The organism is Amycolatopsis sp. 2-15 (assembly GCF_030285625.1).
Classification (GTDB): Bacteria; Actinomycetota; Actinomycetes; order Mycobacteriales; family Pseudonocardiaceae; genus Amycolatopsis; species Amycolatopsis carbonis.
In genome coordinates this window covers 9082966-9106964 of record NZ_CP127294.1, presented here as the reverse complement: position 1 = coordinate 9106964, position 23999 = coordinate 9082966, and the positions used below count along the sequence as shown (strand labels likewise).

The 23999-nt window shown below is 71.0% G+C and carries 26 protein-coding genes; 21 read left to right on the top strand and 5 right to left on the bottom strand.

The genetic code is table 11. The annotated features are described in order from the left end of the window. From QRX50_RS44950 to QRX50_RS44905, 10 genes are all read left to right on the top strand, one after another. Positions 1-861: an MlaE family ABC transporter permease gene (locus QRX50_RS44950; protein ID WP_220238142.1), complete on the top strand. Its 861-nt coding sequence runs from the start codon at positions 1-3 to the stop codon at positions 859-861. Further along, the gene (locus tag QRX50_RS44945; protein ID WP_285969145.1) at positions 858-2252 is read left to right on the top strand and encodes an MCE family protein; all 1395 of its coding nucleotides are present in this window, start codon (positions 858-860) and stop codon (positions 2250-2252) included. The genes QRX50_RS44950 and QRX50_RS44945 overlap by 4 nt, the downstream gene beginning before the upstream one ends. Then, entirely contained in the window at positions 2249-3286 is a 1038-nt protein-coding gene (locus QRX50_RS44940; RefSeq protein ID WP_285969144.1) for an MCE family protein, read from the top strand. Before QRX50_RS44945 ends, QRX50_RS44940 begins: the two co-directional genes overlap by 4 nt. Next, the gene (locus QRX50_RS44935; RefSeq protein ID WP_285969143.1) at positions 3283-4314 is read left to right on the top strand and encodes an MlaD family protein; all 1032 of its coding nucleotides are present in this window, start codon (positions 3283-3285) and stop codon (positions 4312-4314) included. Before QRX50_RS44940 ends, QRX50_RS44935 begins: the two co-directional genes overlap by 4 nt. Next, positions 4311-5507 carry an MCE family protein gene (locus QRX50_RS44930; RefSeq protein WP_285969142.1) on the top strand — a complete coding sequence of 399 codons (1197 nt, stop codon included), beginning with the start codon at positions 4311-4313 and terminating at the stop codon, positions 5505-5507. The genes QRX50_RS44935 and QRX50_RS44930 overlap by 4 nt, the downstream gene beginning before the upstream one ends. Beyond that, on the top strand, positions 5504-6682 hold the full coding sequence (locus QRX50_RS44925; RefSeq protein WP_285969141.1) for an MCE family protein: 1179 nt from the start codon (positions 5504-5506) through the stop codon (positions 6680-6682). The genes QRX50_RS44930 and QRX50_RS44925 overlap by 4 nt, the downstream gene beginning before the upstream one ends. Then, entirely contained in the window at positions 6679-7917 is a 1239-nt protein-coding gene (locus QRX50_RS44920) for an MCE family protein (protein ID WP_285969140.1), read from the top strand. The genes QRX50_RS44925 and QRX50_RS44920 overlap by 4 nt, the downstream gene beginning before the upstream one ends. Then, on the top strand, positions 7917-8399 hold the full coding sequence (locus tag QRX50_RS44915) for an Rv1363c family protein (protein WP_285969139.1): 483 nt from the start codon (positions 7917-7919) through the stop codon (positions 8397-8399). Before QRX50_RS44920 ends, QRX50_RS44915 begins: the two co-directional genes overlap by 1 nt. Further along, entirely contained in the window at positions 8396-8878 is a 483-nt protein-coding gene (locus tag QRX50_RS44910) for a hypothetical protein (protein WP_285969138.1), read from the top strand. The genes QRX50_RS44915 and QRX50_RS44910 overlap by 4 nt, the downstream gene beginning before the upstream one ends. A gap of 219 nt (positions 8879-9097) precedes the next feature. Then, positions 9098-9646 (top strand): COG4315 family predicted lipoprotein, encoded by a 549-nt coding sequence (locus tag QRX50_RS44905; RefSeq protein ID WP_285969137.1) that lies wholly within the window; start codon positions 9098-9100, stop codon positions 9644-9646. A gap of 317 nt (positions 9647-9963) precedes the next feature. Here the strand turns inward: QRX50_RS44905 and QRX50_RS44900 are convergent, their stop codons facing one another. Both QRX50_RS44900 and QRX50_RS44895 read right to left on the bottom strand, forming a co-directional pair. Continuing rightward, on the bottom strand, positions 9964-11094 hold the full coding sequence (locus tag QRX50_RS44900; RefSeq protein WP_285974728.1) for a GDSL-type esterase/lipase family protein: 1131 nt from the start codon (positions 11092-11094) through the stop codon (positions 9964-9966). Positions 11095-12168: 1074 nt separating this feature from the next. Further along, positions 12169-12651 (bottom strand): hypothetical protein, encoded by a 483-nt coding sequence (locus QRX50_RS44895; protein WP_285969136.1) that lies wholly within the window; start codon positions 12649-12651, stop codon positions 12169-12171. 70 nt (positions 12652-12721) lie between these two features. Between QRX50_RS44895 and QRX50_RS44890 the strand changes: the two genes are divergently transcribed. The 3 genes from QRX50_RS44890 (at position 12722) to QRX50_RS44880 (ending at position 15669) form a co-directional block, all read left to right on the top strand. Continuing rightward, complete coding sequence (locus QRX50_RS44890; protein ID WP_285969135.1) at positions 12722-13966, top strand: aspartate aminotransferase type Ic; 1245 nt, start codon at positions 12722-12724, stop codon at positions 13964-13966. 81 nt (positions 13967-14047) lie between these two features. Further along, positions 14048-15169 (top strand): FAD-dependent monooxygenase, encoded by a 1122-nt coding sequence (locus tag QRX50_RS44885; protein WP_285969134.1) that lies wholly within the window; start codon positions 14048-14050, stop codon positions 15167-15169. Between the two features lie 41 nt (positions 15170-15210). Continuing rightward, a complete protein-coding gene (locus QRX50_RS44880; protein ID WP_285969133.1) occupies positions 15211-15669 on the top strand; it encodes a YbjQ family protein in 459 nt (152 codons plus the stop codon). 137 nt (positions 15670-15806) lie between these two features. On the opposite strand, the gene QRX50_RS44875 is transcribed toward QRX50_RS44880, so the two are convergent. Next, positions 15807-17603, bottom strand: coding sequence for an AMP-dependent synthetase/ligase (locus QRX50_RS44875; protein WP_285969132.1), 1797 nt, complete (start codon positions 17601-17603; stop codon positions 15807-15809). Between the two features lie 114 nt (positions 17604-17717). Here QRX50_RS44875 and QRX50_RS44870 point away from each other — a divergent pair, with 114 nt between their 5' ends. The 6 genes from QRX50_RS44870 to QRX50_RS44845 are packed head-to-tail and all read left to right on the top strand — an operon-like array spanning position 17718 to position 22026. Next, positions 17718-18146 (top strand): polyketide cyclase / dehydrase and lipid transport, encoded by a 429-nt coding sequence (locus tag QRX50_RS44870; protein ID WP_285969131.1) that lies wholly within the window; start codon positions 17718-17720, stop codon positions 18144-18146. Between the two features lie 9 nt (positions 18147-18155). Next, positions 18156-18950: a metallophosphoesterase family protein gene (locus tag QRX50_RS44865; RefSeq protein ID WP_285969130.1), complete on the top strand. Its 795-nt coding sequence runs from the start codon at positions 18156-18158 to the stop codon at positions 18948-18950. 27 nt (positions 18951-18977) lie between these two features. After that, on the top strand, positions 18978-19415 hold the full coding sequence (locus QRX50_RS44860) for an SRPBCC family protein (RefSeq protein WP_285969129.1): 438 nt from the start codon (positions 18978-18980) through the stop codon (positions 19413-19415). Between the two features lie 5 nt (positions 19416-19420). After that, positions 19421-20575 (top strand): ArsA family ATPase, encoded by a 1155-nt coding sequence (locus QRX50_RS44855; RefSeq protein ID WP_285969128.1) that lies wholly within the window; start codon positions 19421-19423, stop codon positions 20573-20575. Further along, on the top strand, positions 20572-21057 hold the full coding sequence (locus tag QRX50_RS44850; RefSeq protein WP_285969127.1) for a hypothetical protein: 486 nt from the start codon (positions 20572-20574) through the stop codon (positions 21055-21057). The genes QRX50_RS44855 and QRX50_RS44850 overlap by 4 nt, the downstream gene beginning before the upstream one ends. 15 nt (positions 21058-21072) lie before the next feature. Beyond that, complete coding sequence (locus tag QRX50_RS44845; protein ID WP_285974727.1) at positions 21073-22026, top strand: ROK family protein; 954 nt, start codon at positions 21073-21075, stop codon at positions 22024-22026. A gap of 91 nt (positions 22027-22117) precedes the next feature. Here the strand turns inward: QRX50_RS44845 and QRX50_RS44840 are convergent, their stop codons facing one another. Together QRX50_RS44840 and QRX50_RS44835 are read right to left on the bottom strand one after the other, a co-directional pair. After that, the gene (locus tag QRX50_RS44840; protein WP_285969126.1) at positions 22118-22342 is read right to left on the bottom strand and encodes a DUF397 domain-containing protein; all 225 of its coding nucleotides are present in this window, start codon (positions 22340-22342) and stop codon (positions 22118-22120) included. Continuing rightward, positions 22339-23178 (bottom strand): helix-turn-helix domain-containing protein, encoded by an 840-nt coding sequence (locus QRX50_RS44835; protein ID WP_285969125.1) that lies wholly within the window; start codon positions 23176-23178, stop codon positions 22339-22341. The genes QRX50_RS44840 and QRX50_RS44835 overlap by 4 nt, the downstream gene beginning before the upstream one ends. 130 nt (positions 23179-23308) lie before the next feature. On the opposite strand from QRX50_RS44835, the gene QRX50_RS44830 reads away from it, so the two are divergent. Both QRX50_RS44830 and QRX50_RS44825 read left to right on the top strand, forming a co-directional pair. Further along, complete coding sequence (locus QRX50_RS44830) at positions 23309-23587, top strand: HC3 family zinc finger protein (RefSeq protein ID WP_285969124.1); 279 nt, start codon at positions 23309-23311, stop codon at positions 23585-23587. Between the two features lie 3 nt (positions 23588-23590). After that, on the top strand, positions 23591-23980 hold the full coding sequence (locus QRX50_RS44825; RefSeq protein ID WP_285969123.1) for a hypothetical protein: 390 nt from the start codon (positions 23591-23593) through the stop codon (positions 23978-23980). Positions 23981-23999: the final 19 nt, after the last annotated feature.

Below are 23999 nucleotides of genomic sequence, written 5' to 3'. Positions count from 1 at the left end.
GTGACCGCCGAACCGATCGAGGCCCCCGCGCTGTCCGACCGGACGCTCGAGATCATCGCGCGCCCGGGCGCGAGCCTGGAAGGGCTCGGGCGCCAGCTGTCGTTCTACGGCCGCGCGCTCGCCTGGTCCCCGCGCACGATCCGCCGCTACGGTCACGAGACCCGCCGGCTGCTCACCGAAGTCTGCTTCGGCACGGGCGGGCTCGCGGTGATCGGCGGGACGCTCGGCGTGATGATCGGCATGACGCTGTTCACCGGCCTCATCGTGGGACTGCAGGGCTACTCCGCGCTCAACCAGCTCGGCACCGCCGCGCTCACCGGCTTCATCTCCGCCTACTTCAACACGCGGGAGGTCGCGCCGCTCTCGGCCGGGCTCGCGCTGTCGGCCACGGTCGGCTGCGGCTTCACCGCGCAGCTGGGCGCGATGCGGATCTCCGAGGAGATCGACGCGCTCGAAGTGATGGCCGTACCGAGCATGCCCTACCTCGTGACCACGCGCGTGCTCGCCGGCGTGACCGCGGTGATCCCGCTGTACGCGATCGGCCTGCTGTCGTCCTACCTCGCGTCGCGGCAGATCACGATCTGGCTCTACGGCCAGTCGGCCGGCACCTACGACCACTACTTCACGCTGTTCTTGCCCCCTGAAGACGTGTTGTGGTCGTTCGCCAAGGTGATCGTGTTCAGCGTGATCGTGATCCTGTCCCATTGCTACTACGGCTATACCGCAGACGGTGGCCCGGCCGGCGTCGGCGTGGCGGTGGGCCGCGCGGTGCGCACGTCGATCGTGCTGATCTCGGTACTCGACTTCTTCCTCAGCCTCGCGATCTGGGGCGCCAACACCACCGTGCGGATCTCCGGATGAGCACGCGGCGCGAAACGCTGAAGCGGCTCCGGTACCAGGTGCTGGGGCTGGTCTTCCTCGTCGTCGCGGCGCTGTTCTTCACGACCACGATCGCGATCTACAAGAAGGTCTTCACGCCCGTCACGCTCGTGAAGCTGGAGACCGACCACGTCGGCAGCCAGCTGCGCACCGGCGGCGACGTGAAAGTGCGCGGCCTGCTCGTGGGCGAGATCCGTTCGGTGACCGCGAAAGGCGACCACGCGGAGCTCGAGCTCGCGCTGCAGCCGGACAAGATCGGCGAGATCCCGAGCAACGTGTCGGCGCGGCTGCTGCCCAAAACACTCTTCGGCGAGCGTTACGTCGCCTTGCAGCTGCCCGGAAAGCCCGCCGCGCACATCGAAGCCGGCGACGTGATCCCGCAGGACCGCAGCAGCACGGCGATCGAGCTGGAACAGGTGCTCGACGACGTGATGCCGCTGCTGCAGGCCGTGCAGCCGGAAAAGCTGTCGAGCACCCTCAGCGCCGTGTCGACCGCCCTCGACGGGCGCGGCAAGCAGCTCGGCCAGACGCTCGTGAACCTCTCGGACTACCTCGGGCAGCTGAACCCGTCGCTGCCCGACCTCAAGGCCGACATCACCGGCCTGGCCGACGTTTCGGCCACCTACGACAAGGCCGCGCCGGACCTGCTCGACGCGTTGGCGGACCTCACCACGACGACGCAGACCATTGTGGAGAAACGCCAGGGACTGTCCGATGTGTACGCCTCGGTCTCGGCCGCTTCGGCCGACCTCACGAGCTTCCTGGACGTCAACAAGGACAACCTGATCCGGCTCACCACGGCCGTGCAGCCGACGCTCGACGTGCTCGCGAAGTACGCACCCGAGTACCCCTGCCTGCTCAAGCAGCTCGCCGCTTCGGTGCCGGAGGCGGAGCTGGCGTTCGGCAAGGGCACGGCCCACCCCGAGGTGAGCCGCGTGACGATCGAGTTCAGCGCCAGCCGCGGCAAGTACCTGCCGGGTGTCGACGAGCCGAAGTACGATGACAAGCGCGGCCCCCGCTGTTACCCGCAGGTGCCGAAACCCGGGTACTGGCCGCAGTATCCGCCGGACGGCGCGGTCAAGGACGGTTCCTCGAAACCCGCGCCGCCGCACAGCCCCGCCGAGTCGCTGCCGGGTGAGATCACCTCGGGCGCGATCACGTCGAACACCGTCGCGGGCCGTGGCAATGGCGACGGCGGTGGCGGTGGCGGTGAATCGGGCGGCGCGCCTTCGATCTTCGGGTCCACCGACGAACAGGACCTGATCGACCTGCTGGCCTCGTCCGCGATGAAGACCACGCCCGACCAGGTCCCCGGCTGGGCGGGCCTGCTCGTCGGGCCGCTCTACCGCGGGGCGGAGGTGGAGCTCAAGTGAGGTCGTTCATCCCCGCGCTGGTGAAGATCCTCGTCTTCGCCGCCGTCACGGTGTTGCTCACCGGCATCCTCGCGGCCACCATCGCCAACACGAACTTCGGCACCACGGCGGGGTTCGCCGCCAAGTTCACCGACGCGTCGGGCCTGCAGCCGGGTGACGACGTGCGCATTTCCGGCGTGAAGGTGGGGCAGGTCGACTCGATCGACGTGCAGCAGGGCGAGCAGAATTTCGCTGACGTCCGCTTCGCCGTGGACGCCCAGTACAAGCTGCCCGCGCTCACGACCGCGACGATCAAGTACCGCAACCTCGTCGGCCAGCGCTACCTCGCGCTCGGCACCGACGTCACGGGCGGCGGCACGCTGGCCGACGGCGCGACGATCCCGCCCGAGCGCACCAAACCCGCGTTGAACCTCACCGTGTTGTTCAACGGGTTCAAGCCGCTGTTCCAGGCGCTGGACCCGAAAGAGGTCAACCAGCTCTCGGCCGAGATCATCCAGGTCTTCCAGGGTGAGGGCGGCACGATCACGAGCCTGCTGGCCCACACCGCGTCGATCACGACGTCGATCGCCGGCAAGGACCAGGTGATCGGGCAGGTCATCGACAACCTCAACCAGGTCCTGACCACGGTGAACTCCCGCGGCCCGCAGCTGGGTGACCTCGTCGACCAGACGCAGCGGCTCGTGAGCGGCCTGGCCGAGCAGCGCAAACCGATCGGCGACGCCGTGGGCGCGCTGGGCGAGCTGACCGAGACCACGTCGGGCCTGCTCGCCGACGCGCGCCCGGCCGTGCAGGAAGACGTGAAGCAGCTCGGCACGCTGTCGAACAACCTCGCCGATTCCGATCAGCTGCTCGACCACCTGCTGCAGGTGCTCCCGGGCAACCTGGAGAAGTTCACGCGCACGCTGAGCTACGGCAGCTGGTTCAACTACTACCTGTGCGGGATCGAGGGCACGATCGGGATCTCGTCGCTGGACGTGACGTTGCCGATCGTGCCGTTGCCCGCCACGCAGCGCGCGGCGAGGTGCGGGCCGTGAAGCGGCTCAAGGAACGCAACCAGGCCGCGGTCGGCGGGGTGACGCTGGTGCTCATCCTGCTGGTGACCGCCGTGGCCTACTTCTCCGACAGCATCCCGATGTTCGGCAACGGCACCACGTACTCCGCGTACTTCGGCGAAGCCGCCGGGCTCGCGCCGGACAACGAGGTGGAGGTCGCCGGCGTGAAGGTGGGCCAGGTGACCTCGGTGGCGCTGGGGCACAAGCAGGTGCTGGTGAAGTTCCGGGTGAAGGGCGTGCGCGTGGGCGACGCGTCCACCGCGTCGATCGAGATCAAGACGCTGCTGGGGGAGAAGTACCTGGCGCTCGACCCGAAGGGCGCCGGCACGCAGAGCCCCGGTGACACGATCCCGCTGCAGCGCACGCGCACGCCGTTCCAGCTGCAGGACGCGTTCGACCAGCTCTCCACGACCGTCGGCGACATCGACACCAAGCAGCTCGCCGACAGCTTCACCGCGCTGTCGGATTCGCTCTCCGGCAGCCCGCAGTACCTCAAGGACACGCTCTCGGGCCTGTCTGCGCTGTCGAAGACGGTGTCCTCGCGCGACGCCGACCTGCACACGCTGCTGGCGAACACGAGCACGATCTCCAAGACGCTCTCGGACCGCAACACCCAGCTGCAGCAGGTGATCAGCGACGGCAACCTGTTGCTGAGCGAGCTGCAGAACCGCCGGGACCAGATCAGCGCGCTGCTCAAGGGCACGCAGCAGATCTCGCAGCAGCTCTCGGGGCTCGTCGCCGACAACCGCACGCAGCTGAAGCCGACGCTCGACGCGCTGGGGAAGGTGACCGATGTGCTGCAGCGCAACCAGGGCAATCTCGACCGCGGCCTGGCGCTGATGGCGCCGTTCGCGCGAGTCGGCGCCAACGCGACGGGCAACGGCCGCTGGTTCGAGGGCTACCTGTGCGGGCTGTTGCCGCCGACGATCACCGCCGGCGGGCTGTCGATCAACCCGGAGGGCTGCACCCCGCCGATCGCGGCGCCGAACCAGGGGGTGGGCGGACGGTGACTATCGAAACGCGAGCGCAGCGGAACCTGGTGACCTGGCTGGGTTTTGCCTGCGTCGCCGCGTTGCTGCTCACGGCGGGGCTCTGGCTGGTGTTCCGCACGAGCAGCGGCACCACGCTCTCGGCGTACTTCGGCAAGACCGTCGGCCTCTACGCCGGTTCTTCGGTGCGCGTGCTCGGCGTGCCGGTCGGCGAGGTCACCGCCGTGACGCCGGACGGGCAGGCGGTGCGCGTGGACATGCGCGTGAACGACGACGTGCCGATCCCCCTCAATGTGGGCGCAGTCGTGGTCGCCCCGAGTCTCGTCAGCGACCGCTACGTGCAGCTCACCCCGGCCTACGACAGCGGCCCCACGCTCGCGAGCGGCACCGTTCTCGCCCGCGACAAGACGGCCACACCGGTCGAGCTCGACGATCTCTACGCGAGCCTCGACAAGCTCTCCACCGCCCTCGGCCCCGACGGTGCCAACAAAAACGGCGCGCTGTCCGACGTCCTCGACACCGCGGCCGCCAACCTCAAGGGCAACGGCGCCGACCTCAACTCGACCGTCGGCCGCCTCGCCGACCTCGCGGGCACGCTCGACGACTCCAAGGACGACCTGTTCGCCACCGTCCAGAACCTGAACTCGTTCACGGCTGCCCTCGCCCAGAGCGACAGCCAGCTCAACGAGTTCTACGAACGCGTGGCCGACGTCAGCGGGTTCCTTGCCGACGACTCGGCCGACGTCGGCGCTGCGCTGAGTTCCCTGGCTTCCTCACTCGGAGACGTGAAACAGTTCGTGGCCGACAACAAGGCCGGCCTGGAGTCCAATGTGGACAAACTGGCGTCGCTCACGGGCGTGCTCGTGGACCAGCGCGCCGCCCTCGCCGAGGTGCTCGACATCGCGCCGACCGGCGCCACGAACTTCATCAACTCCTACGATGCCGCCTCCGGCACCATCGCCGTGCGCGACAACCTCAACGAGATCACCAACCCGCCGATCCTCACCGTCTGCCGGATCCTCGCCGCGGGCACGCCGAAGGGCGCGCCCACCACGTTGACCGACATCTGCAAGCAGCTCGCGCCGGTGCTCGACGGCGCGCTCAAGCTGCCGACCGTGCCGCAGGTGCTCAACTCGCTGCAGAACGGTCAGCTGCCCCCGTTGCCGCTTCCGCTGGTGGACGTGATGACGCAGCTTTCCGGCGGTGGCAAGTGAAGCGGCGGCGCCTGGCCGGGGTGCTCGCCGGCGTGCTCGTGCTCGCCGGCTGCAGCGACGGCGGCTTCAACGGCCTCTACTCCACGCCGCTACCGGGCGGGCCGAACCTCGGCGACCACCCGTACTACGTGACGGCGCTGTTCACCGACGTGCTCGACCTCGTGCCGCAGGCGAGCGTGAAGGTCGACGACGTGGCCGTGGGCCGGGTCGACAAGATCACCCTCACGCCCGACACCCGCTCGGCCCTCGTAGCCATGACGGTCAACGGCGACGTGCAGCTGCCCGCCAACGCGCGCGCCGAGCTGCGCCAGTCGAGTCTGCTGGGCGAGAAGTTCGTGGAGCTGGGCCAGCCGACCGCCGAGAAGCCCGCCGGTCACCTCGCCGACGGCGCGCAGATCCCGCTCGGGCGCACCAACCGCAACCCCGAGGTCGAGGAAGTGCTGGGCGCGCTTTCGCTGCTGCTCAACGGCGGCGGCCTCGGCCAGCTGCAGGACATCAGTCACGAGCTCAACGACGCGTTGTCCGGCAACGAACCCGAGATGCGCGCGCTGCTGTCGCGGGTGGACGATCTCGCCACGCAGCTCGACTCGCACAAGGGCGAGATCCTGCGCGCGATCGACGGGCTGGACAAGCTCTCGCACACGCTCGCGGGGCAGCAGCAGAACATCAAGACCGCGCTGGACAATCTGGCGCCGGGCCTGAAGATCGTGGCCGACCAGCGCGACCAGCTCGTGGGCATGCTCAACGCGCTCACCAAGCTTTCGGGCGTCGCGGTCGACACGGTGAACCGCAGCCGCGACCAGCTCGTGGCGAACCTCAAGGCGCTGCAGCCGACGTTGCAGAAGCTCGGCGAGGCGGGCCAGGACCTGCCGAACGCGTTGCAGATCCTGCTCACCTACCCGTTCCCGGACTACGCGGGCAACACGATCAAGGGCGACTACGCCAACGTCGACGCGACCGTGAACCTCGACCTCGACAAGCTGCTCCAGAACTTCACGAACTCCTCGCAGCCGCCGATCCAGATCTCCGGGCTGACTTCGCAGGGCTCGGGTGCGGCCACGCCGGCGTTGCCCCTGCCGTTGCCGACCACCGCGCCGCCGGCGAAGAACCAGGCCGGGCCCGGCGGGCTGCTCGGCGGCCTCCTGGGCGGCCTGCTCGGGGGAGGTGCGGGATGACCTCGCGCAAGACGCGGATCCAGCTCATCGCGTTCGTGGTGATCGCCGTGGTGTCGGTGGTCTACGCGGGCGGCAAGTACGCGGGCCTCGACCGGCTCTTCGGCTCCCGCGGCTACCAGGTGACCTTGCAGCTGGCCGATTCCGGCGGCATCTTCGTGAACTCCGAGGTCGCCTACCGCGGCGTGACGGTCGGGCGCGTGTCCGCTATGACGCTCACCGGCCACGGCCTCGACGTGCACCTCGACCTCGACTCCGGCGGCCCGGACATCCCCGACGACCTCCACGCGCAGGTGGCGAACCGCTCGGCGGTGGGGGAGCAGTTCGTGGACCTGCTGCCCGACCGCGAGACGGGCCCGTATCTGCACGACGGCTCGGTGATCACGGAGGACCGCACGTCGCTGCCCACGTCGCCGGACTCCGTGCTGTCGCATTTGGACGATCTCGTGGCGAGTGTGCACCCGGACTCGCTCAAGACCGTGGTCGACGAGACCTACGACGCGTTCGCCGGTACGGGCCCGCAGCTGCAGAAGCTGTTGGACAGCACGGGTTCGCTCACCGCGAAGGCCGCCCAGTACATCCCGCAGACGCGTGGGCTGCTCGCCAACTCGCGCACGGTGTTCGCCACGCAGGAGCGCCAGGCGCAGAACATCACCGACTTCGCGGGCGGGTTGAAGACGATCGCGGCGCAGCTGAAGTCGTCGGACCCGGACCTGCGCACGGTGATCGACCAGGCGCCGCAGCTGAGCCGCCAGATCAGCGACGTGCTCGCGACCTCGGGCACCGATCTGGGTGTGATCTTCGCGAACTCCCTGACCACGGCCCAGATCACCTCCACGCGCACCGACGCGATCGAAGAGCTGCTGGTGGCCTACCCGGTGATCTCGGCGTTCTCGCCGTCGACGTCGCCGGACGGCACCGGGCACCTGGGTGTGGTGTTCAACTTCTTCGACCCGGCGTCGTGCACGAAGGGCTACGAGGGCACGAAACAGCGCCCGGCCAACGACACCACCGAAGCGCCGGTGAACGTGAACGCCTACTGCGCCGAGCCGCCGGGCAGCCCTGTCGAGGTTCGCGGTGCGCAGAACGCGCCCTACGCGGGGAAGCCGCCCGCGATCCCGGCTGCGCCGAAGGAATCGGCGCCGTCGACCACTCCGGACGCGAACCAGCTGCCGGGCCTGCTCGGTCTGCTCACGCCGCCGGCCGGCGGTCTCGGGGCGCTGCTGGGCGGGTCGTGATGAAGGCGCTTCTGATCGTGCCGGTGCTCGCCGTACTCGCGGCCGCCTGGTTCGGCTGGTCCTGGTGGCAGGCGGCCCATGACGAAGGCCTGGCCCGCGGCCGCGACCGCGACGCCGTGCTCGCCGCGGCGAGCACGGACTTGGTGGCGCTCAACACGATCGACTACCACACCGGCGGCGCCGACGTGGACCGCTGGATCGGTGCCACCACGGGGCAGTACGGTGCGAACCTCGCCGGCGACCGGCAGCTGCAGCTCGACCGCGCGACGAGCACCAAGACGGTGTCGACGGCGTCGCTCCTGCAGGCCGCGGTCACCGACCTCGACCCGGCCGCGGGCACGGCGCGGGTCATCGCTGTGCTCGACGTACGTGTAAGCACCGGCGGCGGCGCGCCGGTACCGAAACAAGCGCGCCTGACCGTGGACTTCGCGCGCGAGGGCGACACGTGGAAGGTCGGCGGCGTCCAGGCGGTGGGCTCGTGAAGCGCTGGTCGATCGCCGTGACCGTGGTGGCGCTCGCGTGCGCGGTGTGGTTCGCCGTGCAGGCCTCGGCGCTGCGCCCGCGCGACGACGACACGTTGGTCGACCAGACCACCACCACCCAGGTGCGTGACCAGGTGAGCGCCGGGGTGAAGGCGTTGTTCTCCTACGACTACGCCAATCTCGACCGCACCTCGCGCGCCGCCGCCTCCGTGCTCAGCGGTCCCGCCGTCGGCCAGTACCACGCGCAGTTCGCCGCCGCGAGCCAACGCGCCACCGACGGCAAGCTCATCCGCACCACCACCATACGCTCGGCCGGCGTCCGGACGCTGCACGGCGACGACGCGACGCTGCTGCTTTTCCTGGACCAGCAGACGATCCTGCCCGGCGGGGGAGCACCGCAGTCCTCGGTCGCGCAGCTGGCCGTGACCGCCCACCGCGTCGACGGGTCGTGGAAGATCACGGGTCTCGACCCGCTGTAGATTCCGTCCTCCGCGGGCGAATACAGCGCTTTCGCCGGGAACGTTCCGGTCGGTCACACGAAACGCGCGTCCTCTTTGTTCACAGTGGTGACCCGGTTCACCCCTTGCGCGTCCACAGTGGACGCATCGGTGTGATCCGCGTCGCCGCAAGGGGTTCCGGTCGAACCCGGAACCGGGGCGCTACGTGTTCCGGGTGTGGGGGAGTCGCGAAGGAGAAGGGTGGAAACCGTGAAAAACCTCAGGATTCTCGCCATCGCGGGCAGTGCGGTCGCGGCGATGGCCGGGCTGGCCGCGTGCGGGAGCGGCGGCATGGCCGCCTCGGCGCCCCCGCCGGCCGGCGCTCAGGCGCCCGCCTCCTCGGCGGCCGCGCCCGCGACGCTGGGCGAGGCGAACACCTCACTCGGGACGGTTCTCGTGAACGCCAAGGGCTTCACGCTCTACACGTTCGACGAGGACAAGCCCGGCATGTCGGCGTGCACCGACAGCGGGTGCAAGTCGCTCTGGCCGCCGATCACCGGCCCGGCACAGCCCGCGAACGGCGTGAGCCTGCCCGGGCAGCTCGCCACGTTCACCCGCTCCGACGGTATCGAGCAGGCGACGTTCAACGGGAAGCCCGTTTACACCTACGCCCAGGACAGCGCCCCCGGCCAGACGAAGGGCGACGGCGTGCTGGGCACGTGGCACGCCGTCGTGGTCACCCCGGGCGGGGGCGCACCGGCGACCACCGCGAACGGCACGGGCACCAGCGGCGGTGTCTCGGGCTACTGATCGCTCGGCGAGGGCCCGGCCCGGCATGGCCTGGCTCGGCCTGGCCCGGCTCGGCCTGGCCCGGTCCGGCCTAGCTCGACCCGGCCTAGCTCGGCCCGGTCCGGCCTGGCTCGGCCCGGTCCGGCCTGGCCCGGCCCGGTCCGGCCTGGCCCGACCCGGCTCGGCCTGGCCTGGCCCGGCGCGGCTCGGCCTAGCTGGCCTGGCCTGGCCTGGCCTGGCCCGGCTCGGCTTGGCCCGGCTCGGCCCGGCTCGGCCTGGCCCGGCTCGGCTTGGCCCGGCTTGGCCTGGAGCGGCGTGAGCCGTGCGGTGCCAGGCGGCTACCCGTTCCCGAACGGCCCGCCCGCACCGAACACCAGGTGCGCGAAGCGTCCACCGACCCACTGGTGGGTTTCGGCGTCCGGGTGCAGGGCATCGGGCAGGGGCAGCTCCGCGAAGTCCTGCTCGCCGTAGAGGGTCAGGCCGTCGAGCAGGTGCAGGTTCGGGTCGTCGCGCCGCTGCGAGACGATCCGCGCGAGTTCTTCCCGGATGACCTTCAACGTCAGCTTGCCCGGGCCGGGTTCGCCGGTCGCGCGGAAGCGCACGACACCGTCGGCCTCGAAGACCGGGGCGCCGGGGCCGGGGGTGTCCTCGTGGATCGGGCACAGCAGCGGGGAGACGACCAGCAGCGGCGTGGCGGGGTGGCCGGCGCGGATCGTGTCGAGGAACCCGTGCACGGCCGGGCCGAAGGCGCGCAGCCGCATGAGGTCGGCGTTGACGAGGTTGATGCCGAGCTTCACGCTCACGACGTCGGCCGGGGTGTCGCGCATGACCTGCGCGGTGAACGGATCCAGCAGCGCGCTGCCGCCGAAACCCAGGTTGGTCAGCTCCACGCCCGCGTGCCTCGCGGCGACCGCCGGCCACGTCGTGGTGGGGCTCGCCGCGCCGGACCCCTGGCTGATGGAGCTGCCGTGGTGCAGCCGCCGCCGCCGCCCGTCGGGGTTCGCCGCGCTGGCCGGCGCGTCGGCGCGCAGCTCGACGAGCGTGGTGAGCTCGTTGTGGGGCAACCAGATCTCGACGTCCTTGACCCGCGCGGGCAGCCCGGCGAACCGCACCGTGCCCGGCTCGCCGCGCCGCACCTCGGTGCCGCCGGTCGTCATGTCGACGCGCAGCTCGTCCCCGCCGCCGACCGTCCCGGCGCCGACGGGAGCGCCGTCCACGAACAGCTCGTACACCCCGTCGGGCCGCGCCGCCGCGCCGACGTAGGACACCTTGGTGCGCACCGCGTCCAGCTCCACCACGGTCGCCGCGGTCCGGAACACCAGCCGCACCCCGGAGGGCTGCGCCTCCGCCATGGCCAGCTGCGCGTCCCCCCGCGCCCTGGCCCACGCGGGCAACCGATGCGGCACCAGGCCCCGCTCGGTGCGCTCGAGCTCCAGCGCGCCGCGGACGACCTCGGGCAAGTCGATCATGTGCACGCGCCCCAGTCTGACCGCCCCGACCGAGGAGCGCACGGTGTTTTCAGTGGTCGCGCTGCGGCACGCGCCTTCGCACCCGGACGAAGTGGAGGAGCTGGTGGCGTCGATCCGCGAGCTGCGCGCGACGGCGGTGGCCAATGCGCCGCATGCTTGGCCAGCATGGACTTGCCCGTGCCCGCGGGACCGACGAGCAGCACGTGGCAGCGCGCGTGCAGGGCCACCAGCACCTCCGGCAGCACGGCGTGGGTGTCCTCGGCCAGCTCGATCGGCTTGCCCTGCGGCCAGCTCCTTCTCGGCCGCCGCCTGCACGACCGAGCGGACACGCGCCACGGCCACGGCCGACACGCGCTCGACGAGGTCGGGTTTGGCCTGCCGCGCCACCTCCGCCACGGCCTTCTCGATCGTGCCCGACAGCGCTGCCGTCGCTTCACGCACCAGGTGCTCGCGGGCCTCGGCGACATCGGGCGTCGCGTTCGCGACGGCCTCGCGGGCCAGCTCCGGCAGCACCGTGCGCCGGAGCTGGTCGGCGAGCGTGGTCCGCAGGTCGGCCGTCGCCTGTTCGACGGCTCCGGCCACGGTCTTGGCGGTCTGCTCGCGCAGCGCTTCGGCCACCTCCGGCGTGGCCGTCGACACCAGCTTCGCGCGGATGGACTCGACGTCGGGCGTCGCTTCCCGCACCGCGCGTTCGGCCAGCGCCGGCAGCAGCCGCGCCGACGTGATCTCCACCGATTCGGCCGCCGACGCGCGCAGCGTGTCCCGCAGCGCGAGCTCCACCGACGCCTGCGCCTCCGCCAGGTCCGGCGTCGCGTCGGCCACCGCGGCCTGCGCGAGCGGGGGCAGCAGGCCCTCGGCGTGCCGGCGGATCGTCTCGGGCAGGCGCGCGTGCACCTCGCGGTCGATGCCCCAGTACATCGCGGCCTGGGTGAACATCGACCGCGCCACGGCCTCGCAGATCTGGGCGATCTCGGCTTTCTGGCTGTCCCGCACTGCCTCTCCCCGCTTTCCGCGTTGCTCTGCGAAGACGATAAGAGCGCAGGAGCGGGAGGGGTCCCGGATGGCCGCTTCCGGTCAGCCGTCCCAGACCGCGGCGCCTTGGCGCACCACGGTGACGGGCGCCGGCGCGGTAACCGGCCACAGGTCCACGACGTAGCGGAAGTGCTCGCCGTACTCGTGCTCGTTCCACGTCACGGCCGGCGGGCCACTCTCCACATAGGACACTCGTACGCGGTAACGGCCGGGCGCGAGCTCCAGCACGCGCTCCTGACCCGGGTAGTCGGCCGGACCCGCGAGCGTCACCTTCCCGCCCGGCACGGCGAGGTCGGCCTCCACCACGTGTTCGGCCCCGGATGGCACCGGGGGCGAACCGGGGTGCACGGCGACCTCCACCTCGACCAGATCGGAGCGCGCGGTGGCGACCGCGAGCGACGACGGCTCCACCGCGATCCGGTGCGAGGTCACCGCCTCGTCGGACCACCCACCGTCGCCGGGGACCCAGGCGGTGTTGTCCCGCAACGAGAACTGACGCTGATCGGCATGGACCACGTGACGCACGAGACCCCACCGTAGACCCTGGACAGGGGGTCACCCGAAATGGTATCGACGCGCGGTTTAGCGTGGTGTCATGACCACTGCTCCCGTCGACGTCGACACCGCCCGTCGCGACTACGCGGCGCTCGTCGAGCGCGGCCTCTCCCTGGACATCACCCGCGGCAAGCCGTCCCCCCGGCAGCTCGACCTCTCCGCGGACCTGCTCACGCTGCCCAACGGCGAGTACAAGGCCGAAGACGGCACCGACACCCGCAACTACGGCGGCCTCAAGGGCCTGACCGAGCTGCGCCGGATCTTCGCCGGCGCGCTGCAGGTCCCCGTCGACCAGCTGCTCGCGGCCGGCAACTCGAGCCTCGAGCTCATGCACGACGCCGTGGTGCAGGCGCTGCTGAGCACCCTGCCGGGTGGCGAGCGCCGCTGGGCCGACGAGCCGCGCATCGCGATGCTGTGCCCGGTGCCGGGCTACGACCGTCACTTCGCGCTCGCCGAGCGCTTCGGCATCGAGCTGATCCAGGTCCCGATGACCGACGAGGGCCCGGACATGGACGTGGTCGAGCGTCTCGTGGCCGAGGACGCCGGCATCAAGGGCATCTGGTGCGTGCCCAAGTACTCGAACCCGACCGGCGTCACCTTCTCCGACGAGGTCGCCCGCCGCCTGGCCGCGATGCCCACTGCCGCGCCGGACTTCCGCATCTTCTGGGACAACGCCTACGCGGTGCACCACCTCACGGACACCGAGGCCGAGGTCGCCGACATCCTGGCGCTGTGCGCCGAGGCCGGCAACGGCGACCGCGCGTTCGTGTTCGGCTCCACCTCGAAGATCACGCTCGCCGGCGCCGGTGTCGGGTTCTTCGGCGCGTCGGCGGCCAACATCGCGTGGTGGTCGGGTGTGCTGGCCAAGCGCACGATCGGCCCGGACAAGGTCAACCAGCTGCGCCACGCGATGTTCCTGAAGGACGCCGACGGCGTGCGCGCCCACATGCGCAAGCACGCGGAGATCATCGCGCCGAAGTTCGCGGCCGTCGACCGCATCCTCACCGAGGAGCTGGGCGACTCGGGCCTGGCGACCTGGACCAAGCCGACCGGCGGGTACTTCGTCTCGCTGACCGTGCCCGAGGGCACCGCCAAGGAGATCGTGCGCCTGGCCAAGGAGGCCGGTGTCGCGCTGACCCCGGCCGGCGCCACGCACCCCTACGGCGACGACCCGAAGGACGCGACGATCCGGATCGCCCCGACCTTCCCGGTGCTCGAAGAGGTCGAGGAAGCGGTGCGCGCGCTCGTCGTCTGCCTGCGCCTCGCCGTCGCCCAGACCGCCTGAGCCACCCGAGTTCCCGCTTCCGTGTCACTGCCGCCCGGTACGGTCGGCGGTGGCACGGACTCGGGCACTGGGGGGATTTAGATGCGCGTTCTCATCGCCGGCGGTGGCGTCGCGGGCACGGTCACGGCGATGGCGCTGCAGCGCGCCGGCCACGAGCCCGTGGTCTTCGAGGCCTATCCCTCCGGAGGAGCCGACGCCGGCGCCTTTCTCACGGTGATGCACAACGGCATGGACGCGCTGAAGGCGATCGACGCCGCCGGCCCCGTCAACGACGCGTCGTTCGCCGCCCTCGGCGTCGAGCTGGTCGGGCCGGACGGCACGACGACGGGCACCCGCGAGTTCGACACCGGTGAGCTCGCGGGGCCGCGCACGCTCACCCGCGCCGCGTTCTACCGCGCGCTGCAGGAGGAAGCCGACCGCCGCGGGATCACCGTGGAGCACGGCCGCCGCCTCGTTTCGGCCGGACCAGTCTCCGCCGAAACCGCCGCCTCCGGCGTGGTCGCCACCTTCGCCGACGGGTCCACCGCGACCGGCGACGTGCTCGTGGGCGCCGACGGTGTGCGCTCCGAGGTCCGCACCCTGATCGACCCCGCCGCCGACCGCCCCCGCTTCACCGGCCTCACCGTGGTCTACGGCTACACCCGCGCCGAGGGCCTGCCCGCGGCGCCCGGCATCTACCGCATGATCCGCGGCAGCCGCGCCGCCTTCGGCTTCACCACCGCGCCCGACGGCGCCACCTTCTGGTTCGCCCGCATCCCCGACACCGAACGCCCGCGTGACGAGATCGCCGCCGTCACGCCGGCCGGCTGGCGCGAGTTCGCCCACGCGGCCTTCGACGGCGACCCGCTGCCGTGCGCCGACATCGTGGCCGCGACCGGCGACGAAGTCTTCGGCGGCCACTCCTACGACGTGCCCACCACCCGCGTCTGGTCCACCGAGGCGATGGTGCTCGTCGGCGACGCGGCCCACGCGGCTTCCCCGGCCGCCGGGCAGGGCGCGTCGATGGCGATCGAGGACAGCGTGGTGCTCGCGCTGTGCCTGCGTGACCTGCCGGACGCGCCGGCCGCGTTCGCCGCCTACGAGAAGCTGCGGCGCACCCGCGTCGAGAAACTCGTGGCGGCCAGCGCCGGTCAGGACGTCGGCGAGGAACGCGGCTGGCTGTACCACCACCACATCGACTGGAACTCGCGAATCACAGGCTGATTCGCGAGTGCGCGGCGCCACCGATGGCTACGATCCGGCGCATGACCCAACCCGCACCCCCCATGCAGTTCCCGATCATGCTGTCCACGATGAACGATCTGCCCGGTTACCGCGTGGTTCGCGTGTTCGGCGAGGTTTTCGGCCTCACCGTGCGCAGCCGCAACATGTTCTCCAACATCGGTGCCGGCTTCAAATCCATGGCGGGCGGTGAGCTCAAGGGCCTGTCGAAGCTGCTGTCCGACTCCCGCTACGAGGCGCTGGGCCGCCTTTCGCAGGAAGCCATGGCGCACGGGGCCAACGCCGTGCTCGCGCTGCGCTTCGACTGCAACGAGATCGCCCAGACGGCCAGCGAGATCGCCGCGTACGGCACCGCCGTGTACGTGGTCCCCGACGGCGCCCCGCAGCAGCCCGGCCAGCAGCAGGCCCAGCACGCTCCGCAGCAGCCGCAGGGCCAGCCCCAATACCAGCAGCAGCAACAGCAGGCCTTCCCCCAGAACTGACCCGAGCACCCCAATGTGGCGTTGGTTGCGTTCAACGCACCGAACGCCGCATTGGGTGCGTTGAGCGCACCGAACGCCGCATTGGGTGCGTTGAGCGCACCGAACGCCACATTGGGGCGGTGCGGTGGGGGAGGGGCTCAGCGCTGGTAGAGCGCCTCGATGTCGGACGCGTAGTTCTTGTTCACCACGTTGCGCTTGAGCTTCAGCGAGGGCGTGATCTCGCCGCTCGCCTCGGTGAAGTCCTTGGCCAGCACGGTGAACTTCTTGATCGCCTCGGCGTGGGAGACCTGCTTGTTGGCCTCGTCGACCGCCGTCTGGATCTCCTTGAGCAGGTCCGCGTCGGCCGCCAGGTCGGAGACGGTGGCCTGCGCGGGCTTGCCGTGCTGGGTCTTCCAGGACGGGAAGAACTCCTCGTCGATGGTGACCAGCGCGGCGATGAACGGGCGCTGGTCGCCGACCACCATGGCCTGGCTGATCAGCGGCGACGCCTTCATCGTGTCCTCGAGCCCCGACGGCGCGACGTTCTTGCCGCCGGCCGTCACGATGATCTCCTTCTTGCGGCCGGTGATCTTGAGGAAGCCCTCGTCGTCCAGCTCGCCCAGGTCGCCGGTGTGGAACCAGCCGTCGGTGAGGGATTCGGCGGTCGCGGCGGCGTTGTTGTAGTACGCGCCGAACACGACGCTGCCTTTGAGCAGGATCTCGCCGTCGTCGGCGATGCGCACCGAGGTGCCCGCCACGGGCTTGCCGACCGTGCCGACGCGGAACGCCGTCTTGGTGCTCACGGCTGCCGCGGCCGAGGTCTCGGTGAGGCCGTAGCCCTCGAACACCGGCACGCCGATGCCGCGGAAGAAATGCGCCAGCCGCTCGCCGAGCGGGGCGCCGCCCGAGACCGCCGCGACGCAGCGCCCGCCCAGCGCCGCGCGCAGCTTGCTGTAGACGAGCTTGTCGAACACCAGGTGCTTGGCCCGCAGGCCGAACGCGACGCTGCCCTTGTCCACGGCGTGGCTGTACTCGACCGCGGTGGCCTCGGCCGCGTCGAAGATCTTGCCCTTGCCGTCGCTGTGGGCCTTCTGCTTGGCCGAGTTGTAGACCTTCTCGAACACGCGCGGCACGGCGACCACGAACGTCGGCCGGAACGTGCCGAGGTCGGCGACGAGGTTCTTCACGTCCGACGTGTGGCCCAGCGTCACGCGTGCCGAGAGCGCGGTCACGGCGAGCGCGCGGGCCAGGATGTGGGCCAGCGGCAGGAAACACAGCAGCGAGTTTCCCTGCTCCATGAGCTCGGGGAACGCCTCGATGTCGGCGCGGATCTCGGCCAGGAGGTTCCGGTGCGTCAGCTCGACACCCTTCGGCCGGCCCGTCGTGCCCGAGGTGTAGACGATCGTGGCGAGTTCGGCGGCGCTGACCTCGCGGCGGCGCGCGTGCAGGTCCTCGTCGGTGACCTCGGCGCCCAGCGCGGTCAGCTCGTCGACCGCGGGGGAGGCGCCTTCGATCTGCCAGGTGTGCCGCAGGGCGGTGAGCCGGCCGCGGATCTCGTCGACGGCGCCGGCGTGGGTGTCGGTCTCCACGAGCACGGCCGTGGCGGCCGAGTCGGACAGGATCCAATACACCTGCTCGGGTGACGACGTCTCGTAGATCGGCACGGTGACGGCGCCCGCGGCCCAAATCGCGAAGTCGATCAGCGTCCACTCGTAGCGGGTCTTCGACATGATCGCGACGCGGTCGCCGTGGCCGATGCCGGCGGCGATCAGGCCCTTGGCGACGGCCGCGACCTGGTCGGCGAAGTCCTTGGCCGTCACGTCCAGCCAGGTGCCCTCGACCTGCCGGCGGAAGCTCACGACGTCGGAGAACCGCTCGGCGTTCGCCCAGACGACGTCGGCCAGGTTCTCGTCGTCGGTCACCGGCTTCCCGGCGGGGGCGCTGTATTCGCGCACGTGGACCTCCGTGTTCGACGCGTGCGGGGTTACCCGCCGGTCAACTTAGCTTGCCGTAGACCTTAAGACCACGCCGCGCCGACCCGCCGGACGAGGTCGTGACATTCTGCGCCTGTGAACCCCGGACCACCCGCTCTCGATCTCGTGGACGAGACCTTCATCGTGGTGCCGCCGAGCACGATCGCCGCCGCGTTCGCCGACCCGGCCGCCTGGCGGCGGTACTGGCCGGACCTGTCCCTTCAGGTGTACACCGACCGTGGCGACAAGGGTTTGCGCTGGACCGTGACGGGTGCGCTCGTCGGTACGATGGAGGTCTGGCTGGAACCCGTGCTCGACGGCACCGTGCTGCACTACTTCCTGCGCGCGACGCCCTCCGGCCCCGGTGGTGCGCCGCGGACCCTGGCTCCGCGTGAGCTGCGCCGGGAGTTCGACCGGCGGGCCCGCGCGGCGAAGCACCTCGCACTGGAGCTCAAGCACGTCCTCGAGGACGGGCGCGAGCCCGGGATCCCGCCACGGTCTGCAGACCTCGGGACCACTGACTAGGAGGGTCTTGTGCGGGTTCACGTCGTTTCGGACGTGCACGGCAACGCCGACGCGCTGAAGCGGGCGGGTGAGGGAGCCGACGCGCTGGTCGTGCTCGGCGACCTGCTGGACTTCGTCGACTACCGCGAGCACGACAAGGGCATCATGGGCGCCCTGTTCGGCGCGGAGAAGGTGGCGCAGTTCGCGCGCCTGCGCCGCGAGGGCAGCCGCGACGAGACGGTGGCCTATTCGCGCACGCTGTGGGCCACGCTCGACGACCCGGCCTCGGCCGTGGACGAAGCCGTGCGCGAGCAGTACGCCACGCTCTTCGCCTCGATGACCGCGCCGACCTACGCCACGCCCGGCAACGTCGACTCGCCCGCGCTGTGGCCGGAGTTCGTCGGCGACGGCGTGCAGGTGCTCGACGGCGAGGTCACCACGATCGGTGGCCTGCGCTTCGGGTTCGTCGGGGGAGCGGTGCTGCCCGAAGGCGTGGCGCCGCGGCCCCGCAAGGGCGCCGCCTGGCGGCCTTACTTGCGGGCCCGCGAGGAGTTCGACGAGGGCGTGGCCAAGCTCTCGGACGTCGACGTGCTGTGCACGCACATCCCGCCGGCCGTGGCCGAGCTGACCTACGACGTGGTCGCGCGGCGCGCCGAGCTGGGCTCGCGGGCGCTGCTGGAGCTCATCCACGAGCAGCGGCCGCGCTGGTCGGTGTTCGGCCACGTGCACCAGCCGCTGGCCTCGCGGCGGCGGCTCGGTCACACCGAGTGCCGTAACGTGGGTCACTTCAAGGAGACCGGGCAGCCCTACGTGCTGCGCTGGTGATGACGTAGTCCGGCTACGCTTCGTCCCATGGCCGAGCAGTCCACGCAGTCCATCGAGGTCGACGCCGAGCCCCAACGGGTGATGACGGTGATCGCCGACTTCCCCGCGTACCCGGAGTGGGCGAAGGCCGTCCAGGAGGTCGAGGTGCTGGGCACCGACGACGCCGGGCGGGCCAAGCAGGTGAAGCTGACCCTGGACGCCGGGCCGATCAAGGACGTCTACACGCTCGAGTACGACTGGGACGCGACCGGGCTCGGCGTGAGCTGGCACCTGGTCAAGGGCCAGATGCAGAAGGCGCAGAACGGCCGCTACGCGCTCGAAGCGCTGCGTGACGGGCGCACGAAGGTCACCTACACGCTCTCGGTGGAGCTGGCGCTGCCGATGATCGGCCTGCTGCGGCGCAAGGCCGAGAAGATGGTGATGGACACGGCGCTCAAGGAACTGAAGCGACGGGCCGAAGGCTAGGCGACATGCGGATCCTGCTGTTCACCGGCAAGGGGGGTGTCGGGAAGACCACGCTCGCCGCGGCCACCGCCACCGCGCTCGCCGGGCGCGGCAGGAAGACCCTCGTGGTCTCCACCGACCCGGCGCACTCGCTCGGCGACGCGTTCGGCGCGGCGCTGGGCGGCGAACCGTCCGAAGTGGACGTCCGCCGGGACGGCTCACCGGCGGGCCTGTGGGCCGCCCAGGTGGACTCCCGTGCGCTGGCCGACCGGACGTGGCACGAGCTGCGCGACCAGCTGCGCACGCTGCTCGCCGGCGCCGGGCTCGACACGCTCGACGCCGAGGAGCTGACCGTGCTCCCGGGCGTCGACGAGCTGCTCGCCCTCGGCGAGGTGCAGCGGCTGGGCGGGCAGGGGCCGTGGGACACGGTGGTGGTCGACTGTGGTCCGACCGCCGAGACGCTGCGCCTGCTGGCGTTGCCCGAGGCCGTCGCGGGCTACCTGAGCAAGGCCTACGGCCGGCGCGGCGCTGGTTCCGTGCGGCGCCTGGGCGCGCACCTCGACTCGCTGCGCGAGCTGCTCACCGACCCGTCCGTGACCACCGTGCGGCTGGTCCTCACGCCGGAGCGCGTGGTGGTCGCCGAGGCTCGCCGCACGCTCACGTCGCTGGCCCTGCGCGGCATCGCCGTCGACGGCCTGATCGCCAACTGCCTCATGCCCGCGCCCGGGTTCTGGCGCGGTTCGGCGGCCGGCTGGCTGCGCACGCGGCGCGCCCAGCAGGACGCCGTGCTGGCCGAGCTCGCGGCCGCCGGGTTCGGGCCGGCCGACCTGGCGCGCGTCGAGCACCGGGCGAGTGAACCGGTGGGCGCCGAGGCGCTCGCCGAGCTGGCCCGCGAGCTTTACGGCACGCGGGATCCCTTGTCCGGCACCGGAAAACCCGTGACGCCGCTGCTGCAGGTGACGCCGGACGCCGACGGCTTCCGGCTGCGGATCGCGATCCCGTTGCAGCGCGAGTCCGACGTGGACCTCGCCCGCGTCGACGACGACCTCGCGATCACCGTCGACGGCTTCCGCCGGCTGATCGCCCTGCCGGAGACACTGCGGCCGTGCCGGATCACCGGCGCCGAGTCCGACGGAGGTGGCCTGGTCATCAGCCTGGCCGGGAACCGGGGTCGCGAGTGAGTGAAGAGGACGAGCCCGGGTACGCCGCCGAAGGCCTGCGGCTGGCCGAGGAGATCCGCCTGCTCGTGGAGCTGGTGGTCGAGCGGGCCGCGCCGTGGCTGGACGGCTTGGTGACCGCCGGGCACGGCCGAGACGAGGTCCACGAGCCGTCCCGCGACTCCGAGCCGGGTGCGGCGGGGATTCCGGGGTGCGGCTGGTGCCCGTTGTGTGCGATCGTCGCCGTCGTGCGAGGTGAACGGCCGGAGTTCGCCGCCCGGCTGCTGGAGCAGGCGGCGCAGCTGGTGGCGTTGCTACGGGCGGTTCTGGCGGACCGCTGGGAGCCCGACGAGGGTGTGCACATGCCGGGCTTCCGGCCCTCGCACAGCCCTACACCCAGCCCCAGAGACGCCACCGTGCCCGCGGACGACCCGGGAGCCGCCGCCCGGGTGCAGCACATCGCCGTCCGCAAGCGGGAAGACTGGCGGCCGGAGCAGGAGAACTGAGTGCTGACGATAGGGGTGGACGTCGGCGGCACGAGTGTGCGCGCCGGTGTGGTGGACGAGCGGGGATCGCTCCTGGACACCGCACGCGTCGGGACACCGAGTGAGGAGAACGCCCTCGAGGACGCCATCGCCGGCGTCGTCGAGGACCTGCGCAACCGCCACGACGTCGCCGCCGTGGGCCTGGCCGTGGCCGGGTTCGTGGCGCGCGACCGCCGGTCGGTGATGTTCGCGCCGCACCTCGCGTGGCGCGACGCGCCGGTGGCCGACCGCATCGAGAAGCGCGTGGGCCTGCCGGTGACGCTGGAGCACGATGTGAACTCGGCCGTGGTCGGCGAGCACCGCTTCGGCGCGGCCCGCGGCGCGCAGGTGGCGGCGCTGGTCGCGCTCGGCACCGGCATCGGCGCCGGGCTGCTGCTCGACGGCGAGATCTACCGCGGTGCCTATGGCGTCGCCCCCGAACTGGGCCACCTCACCGTGGTGCCGGGCGGGCGCGCGTGCCCGTGCGGCAAGTACGGCTGCTGGGAGCGCTACTGCAGCGGCACGGCGCTGGCCGCCACCGCCGTCGAGCTGCTGGCTCGCTACCCCGGCCGCTCCACGGTCCTTTCGCGCGAGGTCGCGGGCGACCCGGGTTCGGTCACAGGCCGCCGCGTCGCCGGAGCCGCGCGCGACGGCGACCCGATCGCGCTGCGGGCGATGGCCGAGCTGGCCAAGTGGCTGGGCGAGGGCCTGGCGCTGGTCGCGGACGTGTTCGACCCCGAGATCATCGTGATCGGCGGCGGCGTGTCCGAGTCGGCGCCGCTGTTCCTCGACGAGGCGCGCGAGCACTACGCGGGCGCCATCACCGGCGCGCGCTACCGCCCGCTGGCCCGCATCCGCACCGCCCACCTCGGCGACGACACGGCCATCGTCGGCGCCGCGGCCCTGGCCCTCGACGCGGCCAAGGCCCCGGTCGCCGAGGTTGCCGGCTGACGCTGTCGCCGGCGGACGCTGTCGCCGACACTCCCCGGACGCGGAAGTGCCCCAGCACCGTCGGGATGCTGGGGCACTTCCACCGCAACGGTCAGAGGCGTTCCAGGAACGCCCGCCACGCCGCCCCGGCGATCAGCAGGGAGCCGCCATCGCGGTCCTTGGAGTCGCGCACACCGGCCTCTTCGGAAAGCGTGCGCACCTCGACGCACTGACCTTGCTGGCCGCTGTACGACGACGTCCGCCAGACAGTGCACACTTCGACACACTCGCCCTGTTGGCCGCTGTACGACGACGTCCGCCAGACACCTTCGTTCATCCCGTTCGCTCCAACTCATCCGCGATTTTCGCGATGGCGCGCACCGAAGCCACTGCGCCCATCGCGTCACGGCGGATTCGCTCCGCCGCTTCCACGTAGTCTTTCACGTCGCGGGTGTTGGTCAGGGTCGTCGACGAGCGGTACTGCTCGACGTGGACCACAGTCGTCGAATCCGAGCGGATGAGGTCGAAGCCGCCCTCCCGCGCCGGGTGATAGCCCAGCCGGAATGGCAGCAGCTGAATCGAGATGTGGGAAAGCTCGGCTATCTCGCAGAGATCGCGCAGCTGCCTCACTGCTATATCGGGCGGGCATGCCGGGTACCGGATCGCCTGCTCGCCGATGACTGATTCGTACCGTGCGGTGCCGTCGAGATGTCTCCGCCGTCGCGCTGCTCGCAGTTCGAGCTTGCTGTCGATCTCGGCTTCCGGCATGTCACCGTCGACCATCATCACGCGGGTGTATTCCGGGATCTGCAACGGTCCGGGGATCAATGACGGCTGATACGCGAAGATGTCATTCGCGACCGATTCGTACTCAGTGACCACGGCGAGGTCCCGGGCGATGCCGGGGATCAGCCAGTTCGGGTCGGTTCCGTCGCGGCAGAGCCGAAGCGCCTGGCTGGTCTCCTCGCTCGTGGCGCCGGAGACCGTCAGGGTTCGCTCCAGCTCGGCCTGTTCTTCGAAGCCGAGTTCTCCGCGCTCACGGCGCGAGATGTGTGAGTGCGATCGGCTCACCAATTCCGCCACTTGCGGCTGAGTGAGACCGGCGCGTTTGCGAATCCTGCGCAAGAGCACGCCGAGTTCGACCTGCCGGGGTGTCGCACGTGTGCTGGGCATGCACAAACCCTATCAGTAAGTGTGCACACCGATTGGGTGTATCTAGTCGTTGGAACTTGCAACCTGTGCATGCACAGAAGAAACTCATCACGAGCAAAGAAATGGTGGTCGATCACCCGGGGAGGGCTCCATGTACGTGTGGCAGCAAGCGGAAGGACAGCGTCACGCGAGAGCGGCCGTGCACTTCGGTTCGCTCGATGCCGGGGCAACGTTCGCCGCCTTGTGCGGTTCGGAGCCGACCGTCGGGGAGAACGACATTCACAGCCCCGGCAAACCGTGGCTCGACCCGACCTGCCCTAGCTGCGACACGGCGTTCCGCCGCGCGCTGGGCATTCCGGAGCCTCGGCCGGACACCGGTCCGTCGCGCAAAGCCTTGTCGAAAGCGGCGTTCTCGAAGGTGCAGGGCTGACCCATGACCGCACGACTCCGCGTTGCCGGCGAAGACCCGCAGGACGACCCCGGTGCCGCTGCACCCGCATCACCTGCCGGGGACACCTCGACCCCTGTCGCCACGTCGGGTGGCGGCAGGGCCACCGCGTCCCGGGGCACTCGTGAACCCCGGCCGAGTGCCCCGGGACTCACCACCGGCGAGCGGCGTTTGCTCGAAGAGCTCCTGGACTCGGCCGACTCCGTGACCTACGGCCTGTCGATCCGCCTGGCGGGGGTGGTCTTCCGGATCCGGGAGAACCAGCCACCGAGCCGGCTCGAACTGGAGCTGCTCCGCAAGCGCGCGAACCGGCTGAAAGACAACCTCGACGCCTGCACGGCGTTCGTCGCCGAACGGCTCGGCGAACGCGGCTGACGATCACAGTTGTCCACAC